The organism is Clostridium aceticum, assembly GCF_001042715.1.
Classification (GTDB): Bacteria; Bacillota; Clostridia; order Peptostreptococcales; family Natronincolaceae; genus Andreesenella; species Andreesenella acetica.
In genome coordinates this window covers 36305-56796 of record NZ_CP009687.1, presented here as the reverse complement: position 1 = coordinate 56796, position 20492 = coordinate 36305, and the positions used below count along the sequence as shown (strand labels likewise).

Genomic DNA, 20492 nt, shown 5'->3' with positions numbered 1-20492 from the left:
TTTCCTTCTCCTATTTTGTCATATATAGAAGGGCATTAATTATAGCAGCTGCCACAGTACTACCACCTTTTCTTCCTACAGTAGTAATATACGGAACATTTCTTTTTAATAACTCATCTTTTGATTCCCTTGCCCCTACAAAACCCACTGGCACACCTACCACTAAGCTAGGTTGAACTTTTCCTTCGTCTATATACTGACATAATTGAAATAATGCAGTGGGAGCATTGCCGATAACAAAGATTTTTGTTTTACTGTCTGCTACTGCCTTTTCCATCGCCACCATGGAACGGGTAAGCCCTCTTTCCTTTGCGTCCTTGGTTACTTCAGCATCATCCACCAAACAGTATATATCGCTATTCAATTCCTTTAAAACTCTTTTATTGATTCCTGCCATGGCCATTTTGGTATCTGTATAGATGCTACAACCTTCTTTTAAGGCTTTAATGGCTGAATCAATCGCATTGTCACTGATCTTTGTAATATCACCATACTGAAAATCAGCAGTTGTATGAATTACTCTCTTTATAATTTTTCCTTCTCTTTCTGGAAAGGTTTTATCGCCTAATTCTTCAGTAATGATTTCAAAACTCTTCTTTTCAATTTCCATTGGGTCTTTAATATATTCCACTTTTCTCTCTCCCTTTAAGTTTCCATTTATGTGTTGACTATTTTTCCTCCACCGGGGATCATATTATAGCTTACAATAGATAAATAATTTTTCATATAAGATTTTTTCTTTATTGACCAGCAGAACTTTTCCTGATCAAAACTACCTTCATTGTACAATATACCTATCACAGAGCCACTGTGGGCTACGTTTATACCATAAGCCCCCAATTTTTCACTTAACGCATTGATCTCTTCTAAGCCTTCTTTGTAGAGAATACTTTGATTTGCAAATGCACTGATGGTAGCTGCTTTTCCTATCTGTTTTAAACTGTTGTTTTTTATCCCTTCTTCAAAACATTGTAGGGCTTTTTTCATCTCTTTTTCGTTTTCTCTAAGGTAACTAGAGCGATCGGTTTTACGGAAATCTATGGTATCAATCTTCTCTTTTCCTTCTAGAAGGAGCACTTTGCATTTTGGAATGTTGCCATACTGTTTTGTAAAGCTGCCCTTTAAATGGTCAAACAGCGTTATCGAAGAAAAAACTGTACTATCGGTAGGTTCTATTTTGATACATAGTTTCGCTACCTCTTCTTCTGAAATGTTTTTCCCTAAATAATTAGCAGTTGCTACAGCAGTAGCAGCTAAATCCGCTGTACTACTAGCCATCCCCTTAGCTATGGGAATGGCAGATTCAATTTGTAAGTAAAGATGCTCAGCTTCTCTTTGATGATAGCCATAGTACTGGAAGACTTGCTCCAACATTTTGTAAGCTTTAGAATAGTTTTTCCATGCTTTTTCTTTACTTTTTTTCTGCTCTTCCTCAATAATTACTTTGCTAAATAAGTTGATGCTATAGGAAATCAGCTTTTCTCCCCCTTCTATATAACCCTGTAGCAATTCACCACAAGAAGCGGGACAGATTGCCTCAATCGTCATGTCATCACCCTGCTCTCCACATACTATAAATATTGTTATCCTCTTTATATTAACTTCCCTATAATTTGTAGGGGAGTTTTGATTATTTTTTGAACACTTGAAAGGTTTTTAGCTTCTATGGTAAATATCATAACTGTAGCAGGACCTGCTGACTTTTTAAGATCTACCGAAACATTATTAAAAATTTCTAAATCCAACTGGTTTTCCTTAGCCAAGTAGTGGCTCTCATATAAAATGCCCTTTGATCCTACAGGATAAATTTCCTTTACTTCTTTCATTCTTAAAAGATTCTGAAGATCCTTCAGACTGCAAATTTCAGGATGAAAAGTTTCAGATATTTCATTTCCAAACTTAGGAATCCCTACTACTACTATGTGATCACCTTTTTGAGAGGCATTTGCCCTGATTTTGTCCTTTGCCACTTCTCCTACAACGGTTACACCCATAGCCGTCTGACAAGTCTTAAAGTTTTCTTCAGTGCTACCGTTTAAACAAGCAGCATCGATGGCTGCCTCTTTTAGTAAGGTTTCAATGCCCTGTATAATCTGTCTTCCCGTAGGCTCCATCTCTACAGACAAAGTATTGATAACAGTAGAAATTTCAGCACCTACTGACAGCACCTCCATCAAGGGTACTCGTGTTGTATAATACCCTACAATCTCAGGCATGACCTTTACGATATCTTGCTCTTTATTCCCTACGGCACCGCAGGAGTCGCAGGCTATGACAAGAAGTTTATCTGTTGTATGGTCGATGATGGTTAAATCTCTAAATCTTTTAACCTTCACTACCTCTTCCCCCTTGAAATAGTCTTATAGACAACTGTAGCCAATACAATATTTGCAAAAGAAGCGATGGTTAGAGGCATCCAAATCATTAAAAATAGAGGCCATCCTCCAAAACCTAACATCAAAGAAACAGGTACTGCTAAAAGTGCACCTACAGGCCCATTTAAAAAAGTACCTATTAGAATAGCAACCCAACTAGGAGCTTTCGTGTATACCCATCCAAACACATAAACAAAGACCAACATTTGAAAAGCTACCAAGATATGCATAGGTATTGTCATAGGAAATCCCGCAGTTGCAGCGGATAATAAATGCCCTAATACTCCCACCATGCCCCCTGCCAAAGGTCCAATGTATAAGGCTGCAAAAAATGCTGCCATAGAGTCAAAAGCAATACTACCTTGAATTTTTATCGTAGCACCAATCATACTTAGAGCAATTAACATAGCTATTTGTGTCATTGTTTTAATGTTATACTTTTTTCTCATATGCTGCTGAAGCATAGAAATCCCCCTCTATTCCATCATTTTTTTATAAACCTGACACCTTTCTATAAAACTCTCTACGAAACAAGGATTACTATAAAAGTGTATATGGGGAAAAGCCCCTATACAATTGTACTTTTCCTGCCCACAGTTCCAGCGATCTATGACCTTATTGTCTTTTGTTTTTTTTACATCGTAAATATAATGATCTTCCTCTCCCTTTACAACAGCTCGATGGAACTCATGGGCTTTTATTGTAAAAGAATTCTTAAAAAATTTGCTATCTTCCCTCGTTGTTACTTCACAATAGCCAAAACGTTGTAGTCTTTTTGTCATTTCCGCTGCTGTATCAAAAATACCTACCATTTCATGGTAGCTTCCTTCAAAAGTTTGAATCCCTTTAGATAAATACATGAAGCCTCCACATTCAGCATAAATCGGAAGTCCCTCTTGTGCCTTTTTATAAATCGCCTGCCGAATACTGTGATTGTCTTCTAGTTCCTTTGCAAAAACCTCTGGGAATCCTCCTCCCATATAAATACCATGAATCTTTTCCGGTAAATATCGATCCTTTAAAGGACTGAAGGAAACTAAATTGCAACCTAACTCTCTTAATAAATCCAAGTTATCTTGATAGTAGAAATTAAAAGCATCATCATAGGGATAGGCAATTGTTAAATTTTTGTCTAAGTTTTTTTCAGGAGCTTTAACTGCCTCCATAGGCGTTGCCAATCCTAAAAGAGCCTCTATGTCAATGGTTTCCTCCACCATCTCCACCACTTCATCTACCTTTTTCTGAAGCTCCGGCACCTCTCCACAAGGGATCAAACCTAAATGCCTGCTTTTTAGCTCAATGTTTACATTTTTGTTTAAGTAGCCAATGCACTTTGTATCGGTATCTCTTTCTATAACTTCTTTTAAAATAGAATAATGCTTTTCTCCAGAAACATTGTTAATGATAATACCTTTTATATCCACATCTCTATCGTACATTTTATAGCCCAATACCATCGCTGCAGCACTTGAGGACATTCCACTGCCGTTTATAACTAAAATTACAGGAAGATTTAAAATCTTTGCTATATGAGCAGAGCTTCCTTGATCTTTTTCTATGCCCCTACCGTCATAAAGTCCCATTACACCTTCTACTACAGCTATATCCGTGGCCGCAAGATTTTTATAAAATAAAGCTTTAAGGGTTTCCTCTTCCAGCATATAGCCATCCAAGTTTCTAGAAGGATTTCCTGTAACATAATGATGAAATTGTGGGTCTATATAGTCAGGGCCTACCTTAAAGGGTTTTACCGATAATCCTCTTTTCTTAAGTGCCCCCATAATTCCCGTAGAAATTGTGGTTTTTCCTACACCACTTTGGGTTCCTGCTAATAAAAAACCGCTAAAGGTCTTCATCTTATCCTAACCTCTTTACTTCTAATAAAGCTTCTTTTGCTGCTTCTAAGGTCTTCTTAATCTCTTCATCCCCCATAGCCGCATTGATAAAAGTAGCTTCAAATTGGGAAGGTGCTAAGTATACTCCCCTCTTTAACATTTCTCTGAAATAAAGAGCATATTTGTCTGTATCAGAGGTTAGTGCTGCTTCGAAGTTTACTACCGGCTTGTCAGTAAAAAACATACAAAGCATGGAGGCTACACGGTTAAAGGAGGCTTTCATTCCTAATTCCTCTACAATGCTTTTCAATCCCTCTGCCAATATCTGTCCTCTTCTATCTAAATCCTTATAGATTTGGGGATTTTCCTTCAGAATCTTCAAAGTTGTATAACCTGCCATCATTGCCAAAGGATTGCCGGACAATGTTCCAGCTTGATATACTGGTCCCATAGGTGACAACTTAGACATGATTTCTTTCTTTCCTCCAAAAGCCCCCACTGGTAGTCCTCCACCTATGATCTTTCCATAGCAAGTAAGGTCTGGTTTTATGTTGTAAAGACTTTGAGCACCTTCAAAAGCTACTCTGAAACCTGTCATCACTTCATCAAAAATCAATAAACTTCCATACGCCTCTGTAATACTTCTAAGCCGATCAGCAAATTCCTGTGTTAGAGGTACAACCCCCATATTTCCTGCTATAGGTTCTACAATAACCGCTGCTATATCTTCCCCATAGGTTTTAAAAATCTCTTCTATGTTTTCTATATCATTATATATAGCAGTAATAGTATTTTTCACAACATCCTCTGGTACCCCTGGGCTGTTGGGGACACCATGGGTTAATGCACCGGAGCCTGCTTTGATCAGTAAGCTATCAGAATGTCCATGGTAGTTACCGTTAAACTTTACGATCTTATTTCTGCCAGTGTATCCTCTTGCCAGTCTTAAAGCCGTCATAGTAGCTTCAGTTCCAGAATTAACCATTCTAATCATATCAATGGAAGGAATGCTTTCAACGATCAGCTGTGCTGTTTTTATTTCTATTTCTGTTGGGGCACCAAAGCTGGTGCCAGTTTCCACCACTTCTTTTAAACCCTTTACTACCTCTGGATGGCAGTGCCCTAAAATCAATGGTCCCCAGGAGCCTACATAGTCAATATATTGATTCCCGTCTTCATCATAGATATAGGTACCTTCTCCTTTTTTAATAAAAGGAGGGTCCATTTGCACTGATGAAAAGGCCCTTACTGGACTATTTACGCCTCCCGGCATAACTTTTTTAGCTTCTTGAAAAAGCTCTGTAGATTTCTCCAGTTTCATTAGCTATTCCTCCTTATCCACTTTGCCATATCTTTAGCAAAGTAAGTTAGAATCATATCTGCTCCAGCTCTTTTTATGGCAGTCAAAGTCTCTACCATACTTTCTTCTTCCTTTAATAAGCCTTCTCTTGCAGCTATTTTAATCATAGCATATTCACCGCTTACATGATAGGCAGCTATAGGAACAGGATAGTTGTTTTTTACTTCTCTGATGATATCTAAGTAAGCAAAGGCAGGTTTTACCATAATGATATCTGCCCCCTCTTCTAGATCTGCCTCTACCTGTCTTAATGCCTCTATACGGTTTGCAGGGTCCATTTGATAGGTTTTTCTATCTCCAAACTGCGGGGCACTATTGACAGCACTTCTGAAGGGACCATAAAATGCTGAGGCATATTTCACACTGTAACTCATAATAGGTATATGTTTAAAATTGTTTTTATCTAGCACCTCTCTAATCTTCCCTACTCTTCCATCCATCATATCAGAGGGTGCCACCATATCAGCCCCCGCCTCAGCATGAGATAGTGCTGTTTGAGCTAATTTTTCTAAGCTTTCATCATTAAGCACAATCCCATCCTTTACAAGCCCACAGTGTCCGTGGCTAGTATACTGGCAAAGACACACATCAGTAATAACTAAAAGGTTAGGGTAGTGTCTTTTAACTTCCCTTACTGCCTGCTGCACAATGCCATTAGCATCATAGGCCCCTAAACCCTCTTCATCCTTCTTCTCCGGCAAACCAAAGAGTACGATGGCTTTTATACCCAATTCTACAACTTCCGCTACCCCCTCTTTTAATTGATCAACAGAGTAATGGTATTGTCCTGGCAAGTTTGTAATTTCTTTTTTTATGTTTTCCCCGTGAAGGACAAACATAGGGTAGATTAAGTCAGAGATATGCACCTGGGTTTCTTTAACTAAGCTTCTTATTTCAGCACTACTTCTCAAACGTCTGGATCTTTTAAAAGCCTCCATATTATTCCTCCCTTATACTACTTACTAATCCTTCTATCGTATAATGCTCTGCCTGTATATCCACAGATAAACCTAAATCCTCAATCGTTTTTCCTGTAATAGGGCCTATAGAAGCTATTTTCACGCCATTTAATAAATTTTTGTTTTCTTCTCCCAATATTTCCAGGAAATTTTTTGCTGTGGAAGAGCTAGTAAAGGTAATATAGTCTAGGGAGTTCTTCAATATCTCTATCAAATCCTCTCTTTTACAGGTAGGGATCACTGTTCTGTAGATATCAACTTCTTCTATAATAGCCCCCATCTCCTTAAGTCCAGCAGTCAATGCTCTTCTAGCAATATCTGCTCGAGGTAAAAGTACCCTTTCCCCTTCTTTGATTTTTCCTTGGGCAGCTTCTAGGATTCCCTCTGCCGTATAAACCTCTGGTAAGAGATCCACTAAAACACCTTTGTCTTCTAAGGCTGCTTTTGTTGCGGATCCAATAGCCGTGATTTTTGCTAACCCTATAGAGCGAATATCTATTTTTAATTCCTTCAATCTATTAAAAAATGCTTTTACCCCATTTACACTGGTAAAAATGATATGCTGAAAACCAGTTAGGTTTTCTAATACTTTATCTATAGAAGTAAAATCCTCTGGTTCCTCAATGCTTATGGTAGGAAACTCTATAATTTCTCCACCTAGCTCCTTTAATTGCCTAGATAAATCACTGGCCTGTTGTCTTGTTCTAGTGACCAATATTCTTTTTCCTTGTAATGGCAAGGTTTGAAACCAGTTTAAGTTTTGCCTTAAGTTTACTACTTCTCCTATAATAATAATAGAAGGAGCCTTGATCTTATTGGCTGCTGCCACCTCTAGGATATTTTCAAGAGTGCCGGTTACAGTCTTTTGTCTAGCGGTAGTACCTCTATGTATTAGTGCCGCTGGCGTATCTTTGCTTTTTCCATGGAACATAAGCTTTTCTGTTATTTCTTTTAAATGCCCTACCCCCATCAAAAACACCAAAGTTCCCTCTAGTTTTGCTAGTGCTTCATAATTGACATCTGAATTTTCTTTTGTAGGGTCTTCATGTCCTGTTATAACATGAAAAGAAGTACTGACATGACGATGGGTTACTGGAATGCCTCCATAGTTAGGGACTGCTATAGCAGAAGTAATCCCTGGCACTACCTCAAAGGGGATGTTTTCTTCATATAAAGCTAATGCTTCTTCTCCCCCTCTGCCAAATACAAAGGGATCTCCCCCCTTTAATCTGGTGACAATTTTTCCTTCCTTAGCTTTTGCAACCAGTAGCTGATTGATTTCTTCTTGTGTATATGCATGATGATGAGGAGCTTTGCCTACGTCGATGGTTTCCGCCTCTAGTTTTTTATGTTGTAAAAGGTTTTCATTGGCTAAGCGATCGTATAAAATCACATCCGCTTTTTCAATACACTTCAAACCCTTCACAGTGATTAAGTCTTCATCCCCGGGACCAGCCCCTACTAAATATACATAGGGTTTCTTCACAGAATCTCTCCTCTCTCATTTTCGCATGATGCTAGCAACCTTTTTGCTCCAAGCTTCACCATTTCTTCTGCTAGCTTTGTTCCTATTTTAAGAAAATCCTCAAAATTTCCCTTTTCTTTATGACGAATTACTTCACTACCATCTGGAGAAGCTACCATACCCGTCATCCATAGCTCTTCCCCTACCTTTTGTGCATAGGCGCCTATAGGAATATGACATCCTCCTTCTAGGAGTTTTAGAAAAACCCGCTCTCCCATAACACAATTGTAGGTCTCCTTATGGTTAATTTCTTGGAACATATCATAAAGCATCTGGTCATTTCTTCTTATTTCACAGCCTAAAGCTCCTTGTCCTACCGCAGGGGTAAAGGCCTCGATATCTAGATAATAAAAATTACTATCATCATACCCCAGTCTCTTTAATCCTGCTGCTGCTAAAGTCACTGCATCTAAACCTTCTGTGTCTATTTTATTTAAACGGGTTGCCACATTTCCCCTTATATCTTTTAATACCAAATCTTTTCTCAGATTTAATAACTGTGCTTTTCTTCTTAAACTACTGGTACCGATAGAAGCATTGGTGGATAGCTCTTCTAGTGCTTTCCCACTTTTTGTTACCAATACATCTCTAGGGTCTTCACGTTCTGTTATTGCTGCCAACATTAAACCTTCTGGAGATTCTGCTGGCATATCCTTCATGCTATGAACTGCCAAGTCTACACTTTCCTCCAATAGGGCTGTTTGAATTTCTTTTACAAAAAGCCCTTTACCCCCTATTTTGCTCAAGGTTTTGTCTAAAATTTTGTCACCTAAGGTTTTAATCTTTATGATTTCGTAATCATATTGAGGAAACTTTTCCTTCAACATCTTCATAATCATTTCTGCCTGCACTAGTGCCAATTCACTGGCCCTAGAACCAATTTTAATTTTTCTCATATTATCACGCCTTCTATTGAGTTCAACTTATATTTTGTATTTTTTTACAACCGCTTTAAGCTTTCATAAACCTTCCACATTTCTTTCTTCACAGCCTCAAGTTTTTGCTGAGAATCTATTTCATAAGGTACTTCATGCACTAGATAGCGAAAAAGATACCTTCTGTCCTTAATAGAGGGAATTTCTTTTAAGGCTCTTTCTCTTATTTCTCCTAAAACATCTACAATCTCTTCATAACCTTCTGTATAGATCTCTTCTATTTCTTTTTTAATTTTACTGGAAAGCATAGGGCTTTTCCCTTCTGTAGAGATGGCAATTGTTAAACTTCCTCTTTCGATGGAGGAGGGTACAATAAAATCGGAAGCAGTAGGAGAGTCAGCAACATTAATCAAAATTTGATGCATTTTAGCCTCTTCTTCACACTTCTTATTGATTGCTGCATCATCAGTCACAGCGTACACCAGATAGCTTCCTATCAAATCTCCTGACTCATAATACTTTTTTTTGTAAGTGATTTTCTTTTCCTCCACTAAACCTTGTAGCCCCTCTGTTATTTTAGGGCTAATAAGAACTACCTTTGCCTCGTACTTTAGCAGAGTCCTTACCTTACGTTCTGCTACCTCTCCTCCACCAATCACAGTACAAAACTTTCCTTGAATCTTCAGCATCATTGGATAATATAGGGACATTCGTTAGCCTCCTTCTTCTAGTAAGTTTATAAACCTAAAAACTCATCTACAAAGGAGGCCATTTCTTCTCCCTTTCCCCTTACTCCAGCATCCTTTAATTGCAAGATCGGTTTTCTCCACATTTTTTTTACTAGACTTCTTACGATGATTTCAATCGTTTCCCTATCTTTTTCAGGGATGTGAGAAAGTTTCTTAAACATCTTGTTTAATTCTTCGTCTGTCAATTGCTGGCTATAATTTTTTATAGCTTCTATTTTAGGATACACTGGTAAACATTGATACCAGGCCTCATAGTCTTTGATAGCTGCTTCAATCAACTGCTGTATATTTTCAATTAAACTTTGTCTTGAGGCCAAATTTTCATTTGCGATATCCCTTAGTTGGTCTATATGAAATAGCTTTACTCCTTGCATCTCTCCAATAGCAGGATCTATATCTCTGGGCAGAGCAATATCAACGATGCATAAGGGTTTATCTCCTTGATAATAATCTCTAAACTCTTTTTCATAATAAACATAGTGATGCGCTCCTGTTGCACTGATAAGAATATCTATATCCTTTAACACCTGGTACTTTTTATCAAAGTCAATATATTGGATATTGCTATATTTTTCCATTAAAGCTTCTACTGTTTCAATTCTTCTATTGCAAATATATATTTTTCCAACGCCCTTATCTAAGAGATGTTCTACAGCTAGCCTGCTCATCTCTCCAAATCCTACAATTAACACACTCTTCTCTCTAAGATTACCCAATTGTTTTTCTACTTGTTTTACCGCAATATAACTAATGGATAGAGGGTTTTCAGAAATGCTGGTTTTTGTTTTGATTTCTTTAGCGGTTGTAATAGCTTCTAAAAACAACTTGTTTAATATTTTTCCGCTACTTTTTAGTTCTATAGCTGTCTGGTGAGCTTCTTTTACTTGTCCTAGTATTTGATCCTCTCCCAAGACCAGAGAATCAAGACCACAGCAAACCTCATATAAATACTTTACAGCTGCCCTCTCTTTTCTAAATAAATAGTAGCTTTCAATTTCTTCTTCCTCTAGCTGAAAGAAATCCTTATAAAACTCTTTAAACCATGTCTTTGCCTTCTGTGGATCCTCTACCACTGCTATAATTTCACTGCGATTACAGGTAGATAAAATCACAGCTTCTTTTACAAAAGCATCGTTTTCTATAATATTGTAGGCTTTTTGCAGCTTTGTCTTAGAAAAAGCTACCTTTTCTCGAAGGGCTATTGTGGAGTTTTTATGAGTAATACCAAATACAACTACCTTCATTTCTATCACCTTCTATCTTACTAGAGTGTACATCCAATTGCTTCTTTTCCTCTTTCCTCGATAATTTCTGCAATTCTCCTGTCAGCTCCTATATGTTTTCCTATAACAAAAGTAACATCAGAATGTTTTTTCTGTAAAGCTTCTAATTCTTCTGGTATATCCATTTGAATATGGTTACCTTTAAAAAGAAACATAGGCACAATAACGATTTCCTTTGCTCCTCTTTGGATCAAGTCTTCGATACCTTCTTCAAAGGTTGGTTTTGAAAACTGTAAAGAACCAAATCCTATCAAAGAAAACTCTTTCATCTCTCTCTCTTTTATCATTTCCATAATTTCCATTAATGTTTCATCTGCTTCCTTTGCCTTGCTCCCATGTGCTAGTACGAATAATCCTTTTGTCAATTAAACCGCCTCCTCATTATTAGTAAAAGTCATTGATTGTATCAAAGTCTTTTCTTTGTACTATAAAAAAATTTCCACATCAAAGTGGAAATTTGTCTGTACCAAAATAACCTTTGTTATTACAGCACCACAAACATTCCTTCCCTCCGAAGGCTGCTGCAAATTTTAGGTAGGTCTCCTGACTTGTGAATCAATTTACTTTCGACGCCTTCCCAAAATGAATTTTTAGTGGCCGTTGTCGATTTCATCCTCACTTACAGTAGCGGGGGCTGCAGCGGAATTTCACCGCTTTCCCATTTAAGTTTCCCATGAAACACCTAAAATATATATTTTTTATGTTTTTATTGCTATTTGTTATTCCTTTATCACTATCATCATATCAAAGTTTCCTTGTCATTTCAATAAAATTTTGAAACTTTAAGGTCTTGCCATTAGAAAAAGTAACCTTTTTTCCTCAAACACGCAAATTTCTTTATGGACTTTCCACTTACATAAATTGATTATTATCGTCATTTTCTGCAAATGTAGTCTCTTCAGATTCTAATCACTAGCTTTAGCTAAAACGTCATTACCTTTGGGTTTTATCGCTTCTTTTATGAAGCCAAGTTGGTAGAATCGCTAATAGAAGCAATGAAATGTATGCTATTATTGCCTGCAAAGAAAATATATCATTAATATTATCTCCTAAAAAAGTATATAGGACAATCTTAGGAGCTACTCCTAGTAGACTTCCTAGAACAAATTTGTTATAGGGTATTCCTGCTAACCCTGCTCCATAGCTTATAGCATCAATAGGAAAGCCTGGAGTAACCCTCATAGTAAATAAAACTCTAATGATTTCTTCATCCTTTAAACTCTGTAATTTAATAACATGCTTTCTTCCTACAAACCTCATAAAAACATGATGGAACCTTCCACCTAACCAATAACAGAGAGAAAAAGCTATCATAATACCTGTTAATGAGGCTATGCTTCCTAAAATTGTACCGTAAACCAGTCCCCCAACAATAAATATAAAGGCATTGGGAAAGAATAGAAAAGGCTTTAAAGAAGCAATACCTATAAAAACCAGTATCCCCCAAGCTCCAAAATCCTCTACTACGTCTTGAAGCTTTTCTATATCCCACTGTGACGCTAAGCTTATAAAGTTTTCTTTGGGAAAAATTAAAGTCAATATGGTGATGAAAATAGCCGCAACACCGATAACCATCAGTGTCTTTTTCCTTTTCATAATTCTTTCCTTTCAAAGGAAGGGTTAGTATCCTATATACTTGGCATAGACACTTTTAGCTTCTTCTATGGTTTTAGCGTTTTTGATGATTGCCCTGCCATCATCAAAAATTTTCATATCATAACCCTCTACCTTTAAGTTTAATAAAAATGGTGTTAGCTTAACCTCTAAGCCTGCTGCGTTTAATCGCTCATATAAACTGCTTAGTTTAATAGGTGTATTTTGAAAATCCACCTGTACACTATTATTACCACAAATATGCACTGCCTCTGGGGTCTTATTCTCTAGATAGTTATATTCTTGCTTACCACAGCAAGGACATTCTTCTTTTTTGACCAGTTCAATTTTTTCTACACTATTTTCCCACAAATCAATAAACAGTAGATTTCTATCGATATCTTCTTTGTGGTTGGTTAAATATTTTATTGCTTCATTGGTTTGAAACATAGCTACGATTCCTGTTGCCGTATTAATTACTCCTGCAGTATCACAGGTGGGTGTACTGCCTATAGGCGGGGGTGTTTCCATCATACACCTTAAGCAAGGACCTTCTCCTGGAAGAAAAGTTTTCATCGTTCCTGCACTTCCTATTGCACCTCCATAAATCCACGGAATCTTCTTAGCAAAGGCAATGTCATTAATTAAATATCTTGTTTTAAAGTTATCTGTACAATCTAAAATAATATCCATATCCTCTGCTAGTTTTTCGATAGTAACACTATTGACATCCTTAATAATACTGTCAATTTCTATTGTAGAGTTGATCTTTCTTAGCTTTTTTGCTGCTGCTTCTGCCTTTGGCATACTTTCCTTTACATCTTCTTCGTCAAATAAAATCTGTCTGTGCAGGTTACTTAACTCTACAAAATCTCTATCCACAATACGCAAGTAGCCAACACCTATTCTAGCTAAGTTATTTACTACTACCGTTCCTAAGGCGCCACACCCTACTACCAATACCTTTGATTTTTTTAATAAAGCTTGCCCTTCTATACCTATTCCTTGAAAATTTATTTGCTTAATATACCTTTCCTCCATAGTAATCACCTCTTACATTAGTTTTACTGTACTTTTCAACAAAATTCCCCAAAATCCTTCCTCTAAATTGAAGAATCTACTAATGCAATTTCTATAATATGATGATAAAATAGTATATAGAACTAAAAAAAGAAAAACATAGTTTTTTTGTCATTTAATGGGGGTTTTTTTATTGAAAAAATTTGCGTGGTTTTTATTTATACTTATTATGCTATCCTTTGGTACCTATTATTATCTACCTTCCTACCTATCAACAACTTCTAATACAGCAACTATAGAAATAACTGTTCCAGAGGGTGCCTCTTTAAATTATGTTGCAGACCTTCTTTATAAAGAAGGAGTTATCAAAAGCAAGTTATGGTTTAAATACCAGTCTCAGCAGGAAGGAATAGACCGAAATATCAAGCCTGGCAGCTATACCTTACATCCTAACATTGATTTTGAAGAAATTTTTTCTTTACTACAAAAAGGAACGCTTGAAAAACCTATCATTGTTACAATACCAGAGGGTTTTACTCTCTATCAAATAGCCAAAAGAACCGAGGCGGTTGGCTTAGGCACAGCAGAAGAGTTTATCGAAGCAACAAAGCAGTATTTTGATAGAAAAGAATACAACTTTGACACAGAAAAAGTCTTTTATGAGATGGAAGGCTACTTATACCCTGATACCTACTACTTTAGTGAAAAGCAAACTGTTTCAGACGTTGTCAACACATTAGCTAAAACGATGGAGGCCGTCTTCACTGAAGAGTATCTTAAGCAGGCTGATGAAATGAACTTATCCGTCCATGAAGTTTTAACTATTGCTTCTTTGATTGAAAGGGAAGCCTATCATGATCAAGAAAGAGCTGCTATTAGTGGCGTGATTTACAATAGATTAAAGAGAAATATGCTGCTGCAAATTGATGCTACCGTTATCTATGGCATTGGTAAAGGACAAGAACATATCAGTCGTGTTCTCTACGCTCACTTAGAGGACCCTTCTCCCTTTAATACTTATAGAACTCAAGGGTTGCCTCCAGGACCTATAGCTGCTCCTTCCAAAGCTTCTATACATGCAGCTTTATATCCTGAGGATCACGACTATCTTTATTATGTTTTAGGAGAAGGTGGACATGTCTTTAGTAAAACCTATAGAGAGCATGAAATTAATGTTGCAAATTATCGTAGGATGGTGAATCAAAATTAAGACATGATTATTGATAAAAAAGGAGATAAATTTATCTCCTTTTTTATAGGTTTTCTATTGCTACTACATCATAACCTGCTTCTTCCACAACTTCCTTTAATTTTTCGTTAGATATGTCTTCCTTTAATTTAATAACAGCATTTTTGCCTTCAAGATCCACTTTCACTTCTATCGATTCTTTCACTTCTTTTAGAGCTCTTTCTACATGACCCACACAATGACCGCAGCTCATGCCTTCAATTAAAATCTTCTTTTCCATGAATTAACCTCTCCTTCTTCTATTTGTATTATAAAAAAACCCTATTATAAAGTTCTTTAAAAATCTGCAAGAAGGTTACTAACCCTTTCTATTTTTATAAAACTAATGAATAAGTTTTTTTATGGTTTTTAATATCTCCTCCACTACTTCATCTTCCCCATTTTTTAGCTGTTCTACAACACAATGTTTAAAATGACCTTCTAATAAAATTAGCTCAATAGCACTTAAAGCGGAGCGAGAGGCTTCTATTTGATTGATTACATCATCACAGTAGGTGCCTTTTTCTATCATTTTTTTTATTCCTCTGATTTGTCCTTCAACTCTATTTAGTCGATCTAATAAAGATTTTTGAATTTTTAACGATTGTTCTGTAGGTTTTTTTTCATGATTATTATTCTGTTCCATTATATACACCTCCCTATAATTAATATACCATACCCCTCTAGTGTATGTAAAGGTAAAAAATAAATACCTATAACCCAAAACTAAAAAAACTTCTACGTTTTTTGTAGAAGTTTTCTATATCGCAACGACCTACTCTCCCAGGCAGCTTCCCGCCAAGTACCATCAGCGCTGAAGGGCTTAACTGCTGTGTTCGGTATGGGAACAGGTGTGACCCCTTCGCTATTGTCACGATATTCTTTTGAGGTTGTTCCCTCAAAACTAAACAATGTATGAGTTATTTTTGGTCAAGTCCTCGACCTATTAGTATCGGTCAGCTTAATACATTACTGCACTTACACCTCCGACCTATCTACCAGATAGTCTTTCTGGGGTCTTACTCACTTGCGTGATGGGAAATCTTATCTTGAGGGGGGCTTCGTGCTTAGATGCCTTCAGCACTTATCCCTTCCGTACATAGCTACCCAGCGGTGCCTTTGGCAAGACAACTGGTACACCAGCGGTACGTCCATCCCGGTCCTCTCGTACTAAGGACAGCTCCTCTCAAATTTCCTACGCCTGCGACGGATAGGGACCGAACTGTCTCACGACGTTCTGAACCCAGCTCGCGTACCACTTTAATGGGCGAACAGCCCAACCCTTGGGACCTACTTCAGCCCCAGGATGTGATGAGCCGACATCGAGGTGCCAAACCTCCCCGTCGATGTGGACTCTTGGGGGAGATAAGCCTGTTATCCCCGGGGTAGCTTTTATCCGTTGAGCGATGGCCCTTCCACTCGGTACCACCGGATCACTAAGTCCGACTTTCGTCCTTGCTCGACTTGTTGGTCTCGCAATCAAGCTCCCTTATGCCTTTGCACTCTTTGCACGATTTCCGACCGTGCTGAGGGAACCTTTGAGCGCCTCCGTTACTTTTTAGGAGGCGACCGCCCCAGTCAAACTGCCCGCCTGACAGTGTCCCAAAACCAGGTCATGGTTCATGGTTAGAACTTCAGTACTACAAGAGTGGTATCCCAACATCGACTCCTCCAAGACTGGCGTCCTAGGTTCTCAGTCTCCCACCTATCCTGTACATCTAGTACCAAAATCCAATGTCAAGCTGCAGTAAAGCTCCACGGGGTCTTTCCGTCCTGTCGCAGGTAACCAGCATCTTCACTGGTATTACAATTTCACCGGGTCCATTGTTGAGACAGCGCCCAAATCGTTACGCCTTTCGTGCGGGTCGGAACTTACCCGACAAGGAATTTCGCTACCTTAGGACCGTTATAGTTACGGCCGCCGTTTACTGGGGCTTAAGTTCTGTGCTTCGGTTACCCTAACACTTCCCCTTAACCTTCCAGCACCGGGCAGGCGTCAGCCCCTATACGTCGTCTTTCGACTTTGCAGAGACCTATGTTTTTGCTAAACAGTCGCTTGGGCCTGTTCTCTGCGACCGAAGTGTGCTTACGGAGCAAGTCCTTCACACCCTTCGGCACCCCTTCTCCCGAAGTTACGGGGTCATTTTGCCGAGTTCCTTAACAATGGTTCTCCCGCTCGTCTTAGGATTCTCTCCTCACCTACCTGTGTCGGTTTGCGGTACGGGCACCTAGTTTCTCAATAGAGGCTTTTCTCGACAGTGTGGAATCAGTTGCTTCGCTACTTGTTTTTCGCTCCCCATCACCTCTCAGGATTATGCTAAAACGGATTTGCCTGTCTTAGCTCCCTACTGGCTTAGACCCACTCAACCAACGGTGGGCTCAACCTATCCTTCTGTGTCACCCCATCTCTCAAACGATTCTAGGTGGTACAGGAATCTCAACCTGTTGTCCATCGCCTACGCATTTCTGCCTCGGCTTAGGTCCCGACTAACCCTGAGCGGACGAACCTTCCTCAGGAAACCTTAGGTTTTCGACGGGTAGGATTCTCACCTACCTCTCGTTACTCATGCCAACATTCTCTCTTCTATGCAGTCCACTACTCCTTACGGTATAGCTTCAACCCACATAGAATGCTCGCCTACCGAATATTTCTATTCCCATAGCTTCGGTGATACGTTTGAGCCCCGGACATTTTCGGCGCAGAATCACTCGACCAGTGAGCTATTACGCACTCTTTAAATGAGTGGCTGCTTCTAAGCCAACATCCTGGTTGTCTGTGCAACTCCACATCCTTTCCCACTTAACGTATACTTTGGGACCTTAGCTGATGATCTGGGTTCTTTCCCTCTTGACCACGGATCTTATCACTCGTAGTCTGACTCCTGAAAATAAGTTAACGGCATTCGGAGTTTGATAGGTTTTGGTAACCGGTGAAGGCCCCTAGACCATTCAGTGCTCTACCTCCGTCACTCTCATTTCAAGGCTAGCCCTAAAGCTATTTCGGCGAGAACCAGCTATCTCCGAGCTCGATTGGAATTTCTCCGCTACCCACAGGTCATCCAATGACTTTTCAACGTCAACTGGTTCGGACCTCCACGAAATTTTACTTCCGCTTCATCCTGCCCATGGGTAGATCGCACGGTTTCGGGTCTATAGCATGTAACTAATCGCCCTATTAAGACTCGGTTTCCCTTCGGCTCCGTACCTGAAGTACTTAACCTTGCTACATACCATAACTCGTTGGCCCGTTCTACAAAAAGTACGCGGTCACGCATTAAAAGCGCTTCCACAGCTTGTAGGCAAAAGGTTTCAGGTTCTTTTTCACTCCCCTTCCGGGGTTCTTTTCACCTTTCCCTCACGGTACTATGCGCTATCGGTCACTAGGTAGTATTTAGCCTTGGGGGGTGGTCCCCCCTGCTTCCCACAGGGTTTCACGTGTCCCGTGGTACTCTGGATCATTCTCAAAGATTTTCAGTGTTTCGCTTACGGGACTTTTACCCTCTACGGTGGAGTTTTCCAACTCTTTTCAACTACACTTACCAATCTTCTTAATGAAAATGTCCACAACCCCAAAAACTTAAGTTCTTGGTTTGGGCTCTTCCCCTTTCGCTCGCCGCTACTGAGGGAATCGATTTTTCTTTCTCTTCCTCGGGGTACTTAGATGTTTCAGTTCCCCCGGTCTACCTTCTATTACCTATGAATTCAGTAATAGATACTTGGACATTACCCCAAGTGGGTTTCCCCATTCGGACATCTACGGATCAATGCTTGCTTGCAGCTTCCCGTAGCTTTTCGCAGCTTACCACGTCCTTCTTCGGCTCCTAGTGCCAAGGCATCCACCCTTTGCCCTTAATAACTTGACCTTTGATGAATTGCTTTAGCTTTGTTTCTTTTCTCATATCATTGTTTAGTTTTCAAAGAACAATTTGAAAAGACCTTATTAAAAGAGGTCTCTCAAAATTAAACAGTATAGTATTGCCATTTCTCCTTAGAAAGGAGGTGATCCAGCCGCACCTTCCGATACGGCTACCTTGTTACGACTTCACCCCAGTCATCGGCTTCACCTTCGACAGCTCTCCCCTTACGGTTGAGCAGCTGGCTTCGGGCGCTTCCGACTCCCGTGGTGTGACGGGCGGTGTGTACAAGACCCGGGAACGCATTCACCGCGACATTCTGATTCGCGATTACTAGCAACTCCGACTTCATGTGGGCGAGTTTCAGCCCACAATCCGAACTGAGACCGACTTTATGAGATTCGCTCCAGATTACTCCTTCGCTGCCCTTTGTATCGGCCATTGTAGCACGTGTGTAGCCCTGAACATAAGGGGCATGATGATTTGACGTCATCCCCACCTTCCTCCGAGTTATCCCCGGCAGTCTCTCTAGAGTGCCCATCCGAAATGCTGGCAACTAAAGACAAGGGTTGCGCTCGTTGCGGGACTTAACCCAACATCTCACGACACGAGCTGACGACAACCATGCACCACCTGTCACTTCTGTCCCCGAAGGGAAAACTTCTGTTAAAAAGCGGTCAAAAGGATGTCAAGTCCAGGTAAGGTTCTTCGCGTTGCTTCGAATTAAACCACATGCTCCGCTGCTTGTGCGGGTCCCCGTCAATTCCTTTGAGTTTCACACTTGCGTGCGTACTCCCCAGGCGGAGTGCTTAATGCGTTAGCTGCGGCACTGAGGTTTGACCCCCAACACCTAGCACTCATCGTTTACGGCGTGGACTACCAGGGTATCTAATCCTGTTCGCTCCCCACGCTTTCGTGCCTCAGCGTCAGTTACAGTCCAGAGAGTCGCCTTCGCCACTGGTGTTCCTCCTAATATCTACGCATTTCACCGCTACACTAGGAATTCCACTCTCCTCTCCTGCACTCAAGCCAATAAGTTTCTAAGGCTTACTACGGTTGAGCCGTAGCCTTTCACCCTAGACTTTATTGGCCGCCTACGCACCCTTTACGCCCAGTGATTCCGGATAACGCTTGCCCCCTACGTATTACCGCGGCTGCTGGCACGTAGTTAGCCGGGGCTTCCTCCCGAGGTACCGTCATTATCTTCCCTCGAAACAGAGCTTTACGACCCGAAGGCCTTCATCGCTCACGCGGCGTCGCTGCATCAGGGTTTCCCCCATTGTGCAATATCCCCCACTGCTGCCTCCCGTAGGAGTCTGGACCGTGTCTCAGTTCCAGTGTGGCCGGTCACCCTCTCAGGTCGGCTACTGATCGTCGCCTTGGTAGGCCTTTACCCCACCAACTAGCTAATCAGACGCGGGCCCATCTTGTACCAATAAATCTTTGGCTATTCATAAGATGCCTTAGAATAGCTTTATGCGGTATTAGCAATCGTTTCCGACTGTTATCCCCCTGTACAAGGTAGGTTACCCACGCGTTACTCACCCGTCCGCCGCTAGGCAAATATCTAACATTCAATACTCGATTCTCATCATGTGTTGGCACTTTATGGCGTAAAGCTAGCCTTTGCTCACAAAGGGTCTACAGGCCTGCTTAACGCTGCCTCTCTTTCTCCCTTAATCTCTCAAGTACTCAATGTTAGATATTTGCCTCGCTCGACTTGCATGTGTTAGGCACGCCGCCAGCGTTCATCCTGAGCCAGGATCAAACTCTTAATAAAAAATATCTGGGTTCTATCATTAATTGATAGATGTATTTTGCTGGCTTAATATCTAT

17 protein-coding genes, 3 rRNA genes and 1 riboswitch are annotated in these 20492 nt (G+C 39.8%); of the genes, 1 reads left to right on the top strand and 19 read right to left on the bottom strand.

From position 1 onward, the window contains the following. Positions 1–10: 10 nt before the first annotated feature. From CACET_RS00285 to CACET_RS00220, 14 genes are all read right to left on the bottom strand, one after another. Positions 11–631: a precorrin-8X methylmutase gene (locus CACET_RS00285; RefSeq protein WP_044824578.1), complete on the bottom strand. Its 621-nt coding sequence runs from the start codon at positions 629–631 to the stop codon at positions 11–13. A 26-nt stretch (positions 632–657) separates the two neighbouring features. Next, the gene (locus CACET_RS00280) at positions 658–1548 is read right to left on the bottom strand and encodes a GHMP family kinase ATP-binding protein (RefSeq protein ID WP_044824577.1); all 891 of its coding nucleotides are present in this window, start codon (positions 1546–1548) and stop codon (positions 658–660) included. 44 nt (positions 1549–1592) lie between these two features. Next, entirely contained in the window at positions 1593–2336 is a 744-nt protein-coding gene (locus CACET_RS00275) for a hypothetical protein (protein WP_044824576.1), read from the bottom strand. Further along, complete coding sequence (locus CACET_RS00270) at positions 2336–2839, bottom strand: ECF transporter S component (RefSeq protein WP_242846915.1); 504 nt, start codon at positions 2837–2839, stop codon at positions 2336–2338. Before CACET_RS00270 ends, CACET_RS00275 begins: the two co-directional genes overlap by 1 nt. Before the next feature lie 12 nt (positions 2840–2851). Next, positions 2852–4231 carry a cobyrinic acid a,c-diamide synthase CobB gene (locus tag CACET_RS00265; RefSeq protein WP_044824575.1) on the bottom strand — a complete coding sequence of 460 codons (1380 nt, stop codon included), beginning with the start codon at positions 4229–4231 and terminating at the stop codon, positions 2852–2854. Between the two features lies 1 nt (position 4232). Next, a complete protein-coding gene (gene hemL, locus CACET_RS00260; RefSeq protein ID WP_044824574.1) occupies positions 4233–5531 on the bottom strand; it encodes a glutamate-1-semialdehyde 2,1-aminomutase in 1299 nt (432 codons plus the stop codon). Further along, complete coding sequence (hemB, locus tag CACET_RS00255; protein WP_044824573.1) at positions 5531–6508, bottom strand: porphobilinogen synthase; 978 nt, start codon at positions 6506–6508, stop codon at positions 5531–5533. Before hemB ends, hemL begins: the two co-directional genes overlap by 1 nt. A 1-nt stretch (position 6509) precedes the next feature. Then, positions 6510–8015, bottom strand: a complete 1506-nt coding sequence (cobA, locus tag CACET_RS00250; RefSeq protein WP_044824572.1) for a uroporphyrinogen-III C-methyltransferase — start codon at positions 8013–8015, stop codon at positions 6510–6512. Then, positions 8012–8950 (bottom strand): hydroxymethylbilane synthase, encoded by a 939-nt coding sequence (hemC, locus tag CACET_RS00245; RefSeq protein WP_044824571.1) that lies wholly within the window; start codon positions 8948–8950, stop codon positions 8012–8014. Before hemC ends, cobA begins: the two co-directional genes overlap by 4 nt. A 44-nt stretch (positions 8951–8994) precedes the next feature. Then, the gene (locus CACET_RS00240) at positions 8995–9639 is read right to left on the bottom strand and encodes a precorrin-2 dehydrogenase/sirohydrochlorin ferrochelatase family protein (RefSeq protein ID WP_044824570.1); all 645 of its coding nucleotides are present in this window, start codon (positions 9637–9639) and stop codon (positions 8995–8997) included. A 26-nt stretch (positions 9640–9665) separates the two neighbouring features. Continuing rightward, positions 9666–10922, bottom strand: a complete 1257-nt coding sequence (hemA, locus tag CACET_RS00235) for a glutamyl-tRNA reductase (RefSeq protein WP_044824569.1) — start codon at positions 10920–10922, stop codon at positions 9666–9668. 20 nt (positions 10923–10942) lie between these two features. Then, positions 10943–11326, bottom strand: coding sequence for a sirohydrochlorin chelatase (locus CACET_RS00230; RefSeq protein WP_052661370.1), 384 nt, complete (start codon positions 11324–11326; stop codon positions 10943–10945). A gap of 151 nt (positions 11327–11477) precedes the next feature. Then, positions 11478–11662, bottom strand: a riboswitch (cobalamin riboswitch). A 232-nt stretch (positions 11663–11894) separates the two neighbouring features. Then, positions 11895–12557, bottom strand: a complete 663-nt coding sequence (locus CACET_RS00225; protein WP_044824568.1) for a TVP38/TMEM64 family protein — start codon at positions 12555–12557, stop codon at positions 11895–11897. A gap of 24 nt (positions 12558–12581) precedes the next feature. Further along, positions 12582–13595 carry a ThiF family adenylyltransferase gene (locus tag CACET_RS00220; protein WP_052661368.1) on the bottom strand — a complete coding sequence of 338 codons (1014 nt, stop codon included), beginning with the start codon at positions 13593–13595 and terminating at the stop codon, positions 12582–12584. A gap of 172 nt (positions 13596–13767) precedes the next feature. On the opposite strand from CACET_RS00220, the gene mltG reads away from it, so the two are divergent. After that, entirely contained in the window at positions 13768–14784 is a 1017-nt protein-coding gene (gene mltG, locus CACET_RS00215) for an endolytic transglycosylase MltG (protein WP_044824566.1), read from the top strand. Positions 14785–14827: 43 nt separating this feature from the next. Here the strand turns inward: mltG and CACET_RS00210 are convergent, their stop codons facing one another. The 5 genes from CACET_RS00210 to CACET_RS00190 all read right to left on the bottom strand — a co-directional run bounded on the left by CACET_RS00210 (position 14828) and on the right by CACET_RS00190 (position 20436). Then, positions 14828–15043: a heavy-metal-associated domain-containing protein gene (locus tag CACET_RS00210; RefSeq protein ID WP_044824565.1), complete on the bottom strand. Its 216-nt coding sequence runs from the start codon at positions 15041–15043 to the stop codon at positions 14828–14830. Positions 15044–15145: 102 nt separating this feature from the next. Then, entirely contained in the window at positions 15146–15448 is a 303-nt protein-coding gene (locus tag CACET_RS00205) for a metal-sensitive transcriptional regulator (RefSeq protein WP_144414689.1), read from the bottom strand. A gap of 116 nt (positions 15449–15564) precedes the next feature. Continuing rightward, positions 15565–15681, bottom strand: a 5S ribosomal RNA gene (rrf, locus tag CACET_RS00200). Between the two features lie 47 nt (positions 15682–15728). Beyond that, positions 15729–18665 (bottom strand): 23S ribosomal RNA (locus tag CACET_RS00195). Positions 18666–18794: 129 nt separating this feature from the next. Continuing rightward, positions 18795–20436 (bottom strand): 16S ribosomal RNA (locus tag CACET_RS00190). The 16S, 23S and 5S rRNA genes sit together here, the layout of an rRNA operon. Positions 20437–20492 lie beyond the last annotated feature (56 nt).

Coding starts and splice junctions, on each gene's coding strand:
- hemA (WP_044824569.1), bottom strand. CDS start 10,922: ATGAAGGTAGTTGTATTTGGTATTACTCATAAAAACTCCACAATAGCC.
- CACET_RS00205 (WP_144414689.1), bottom strand. CDS start 15,448: ATGGAACAGAATAATAATCATGAAAAAAAACCTACAGAACAATCGTTA.
- CACET_RS00220 (WP_052661368.1), bottom strand. CDS start 13,595: ATGGAGGAAAGGTATATTAAGCAAATAAATTTTCAAGGAATAGGTATA.
- CACET_RS00240 (WP_044824570.1), bottom strand. CDS start 9,639: ATGTCCCTATATTATCCAATGATGCTGAAGATTCAAGGAAAGTTTTGT.
- CACET_RS00270 (WP_242846915.1), bottom strand. CDS start 2,839: ATGCTTCAGCAGCATATGAGAAAAAAGTATAACATTAAAACAATGACA.
- CACET_RS00225 (WP_044824568.1), bottom strand. CDS start 12,557: ATGAAAAGGAAAAAGACACTGATGGTTATCGGTGTTGCGGCTATTTTC.
- hemB (WP_044824573.1), bottom strand. CDS start 6,508: ATGGAGGCTTTTAAAAGATCCAGACGTTTGAGAAGTAGTGCTGAAATA.
- CACET_RS00265 (WP_044824575.1), bottom strand. CDS start 4,231: ATGAAGACCTTTAGCGGTTTTTTATTAGCAGGAACCCAAAGTGGTGTA.
- hemL (WP_044824574.1), bottom strand. CDS start 5,531: ATGAAACTGGAGAAATCTACAGAGCTTTTTCAAGAAGCTAAAAAAGTT.
- CACET_RS00210 (WP_044824565.1), bottom strand. CDS start 15,043: ATGGAAAAGAAGATTTTAATTGAAGGCATGAGCTGCGGTCATTGTGTG.
- hemC (WP_044824571.1), bottom strand. CDS start 8,950: ATGAGAAAAATTAAAATTGGTTCTAGGGCCAGTGAATTGGCACTAGTG.
- CACET_RS00280 (WP_044824577.1), bottom strand. CDS start 1,548: ATGACGATTGAGGCAATCTGTCCCGCTTCTTGTGGTGAATTGCTACAG.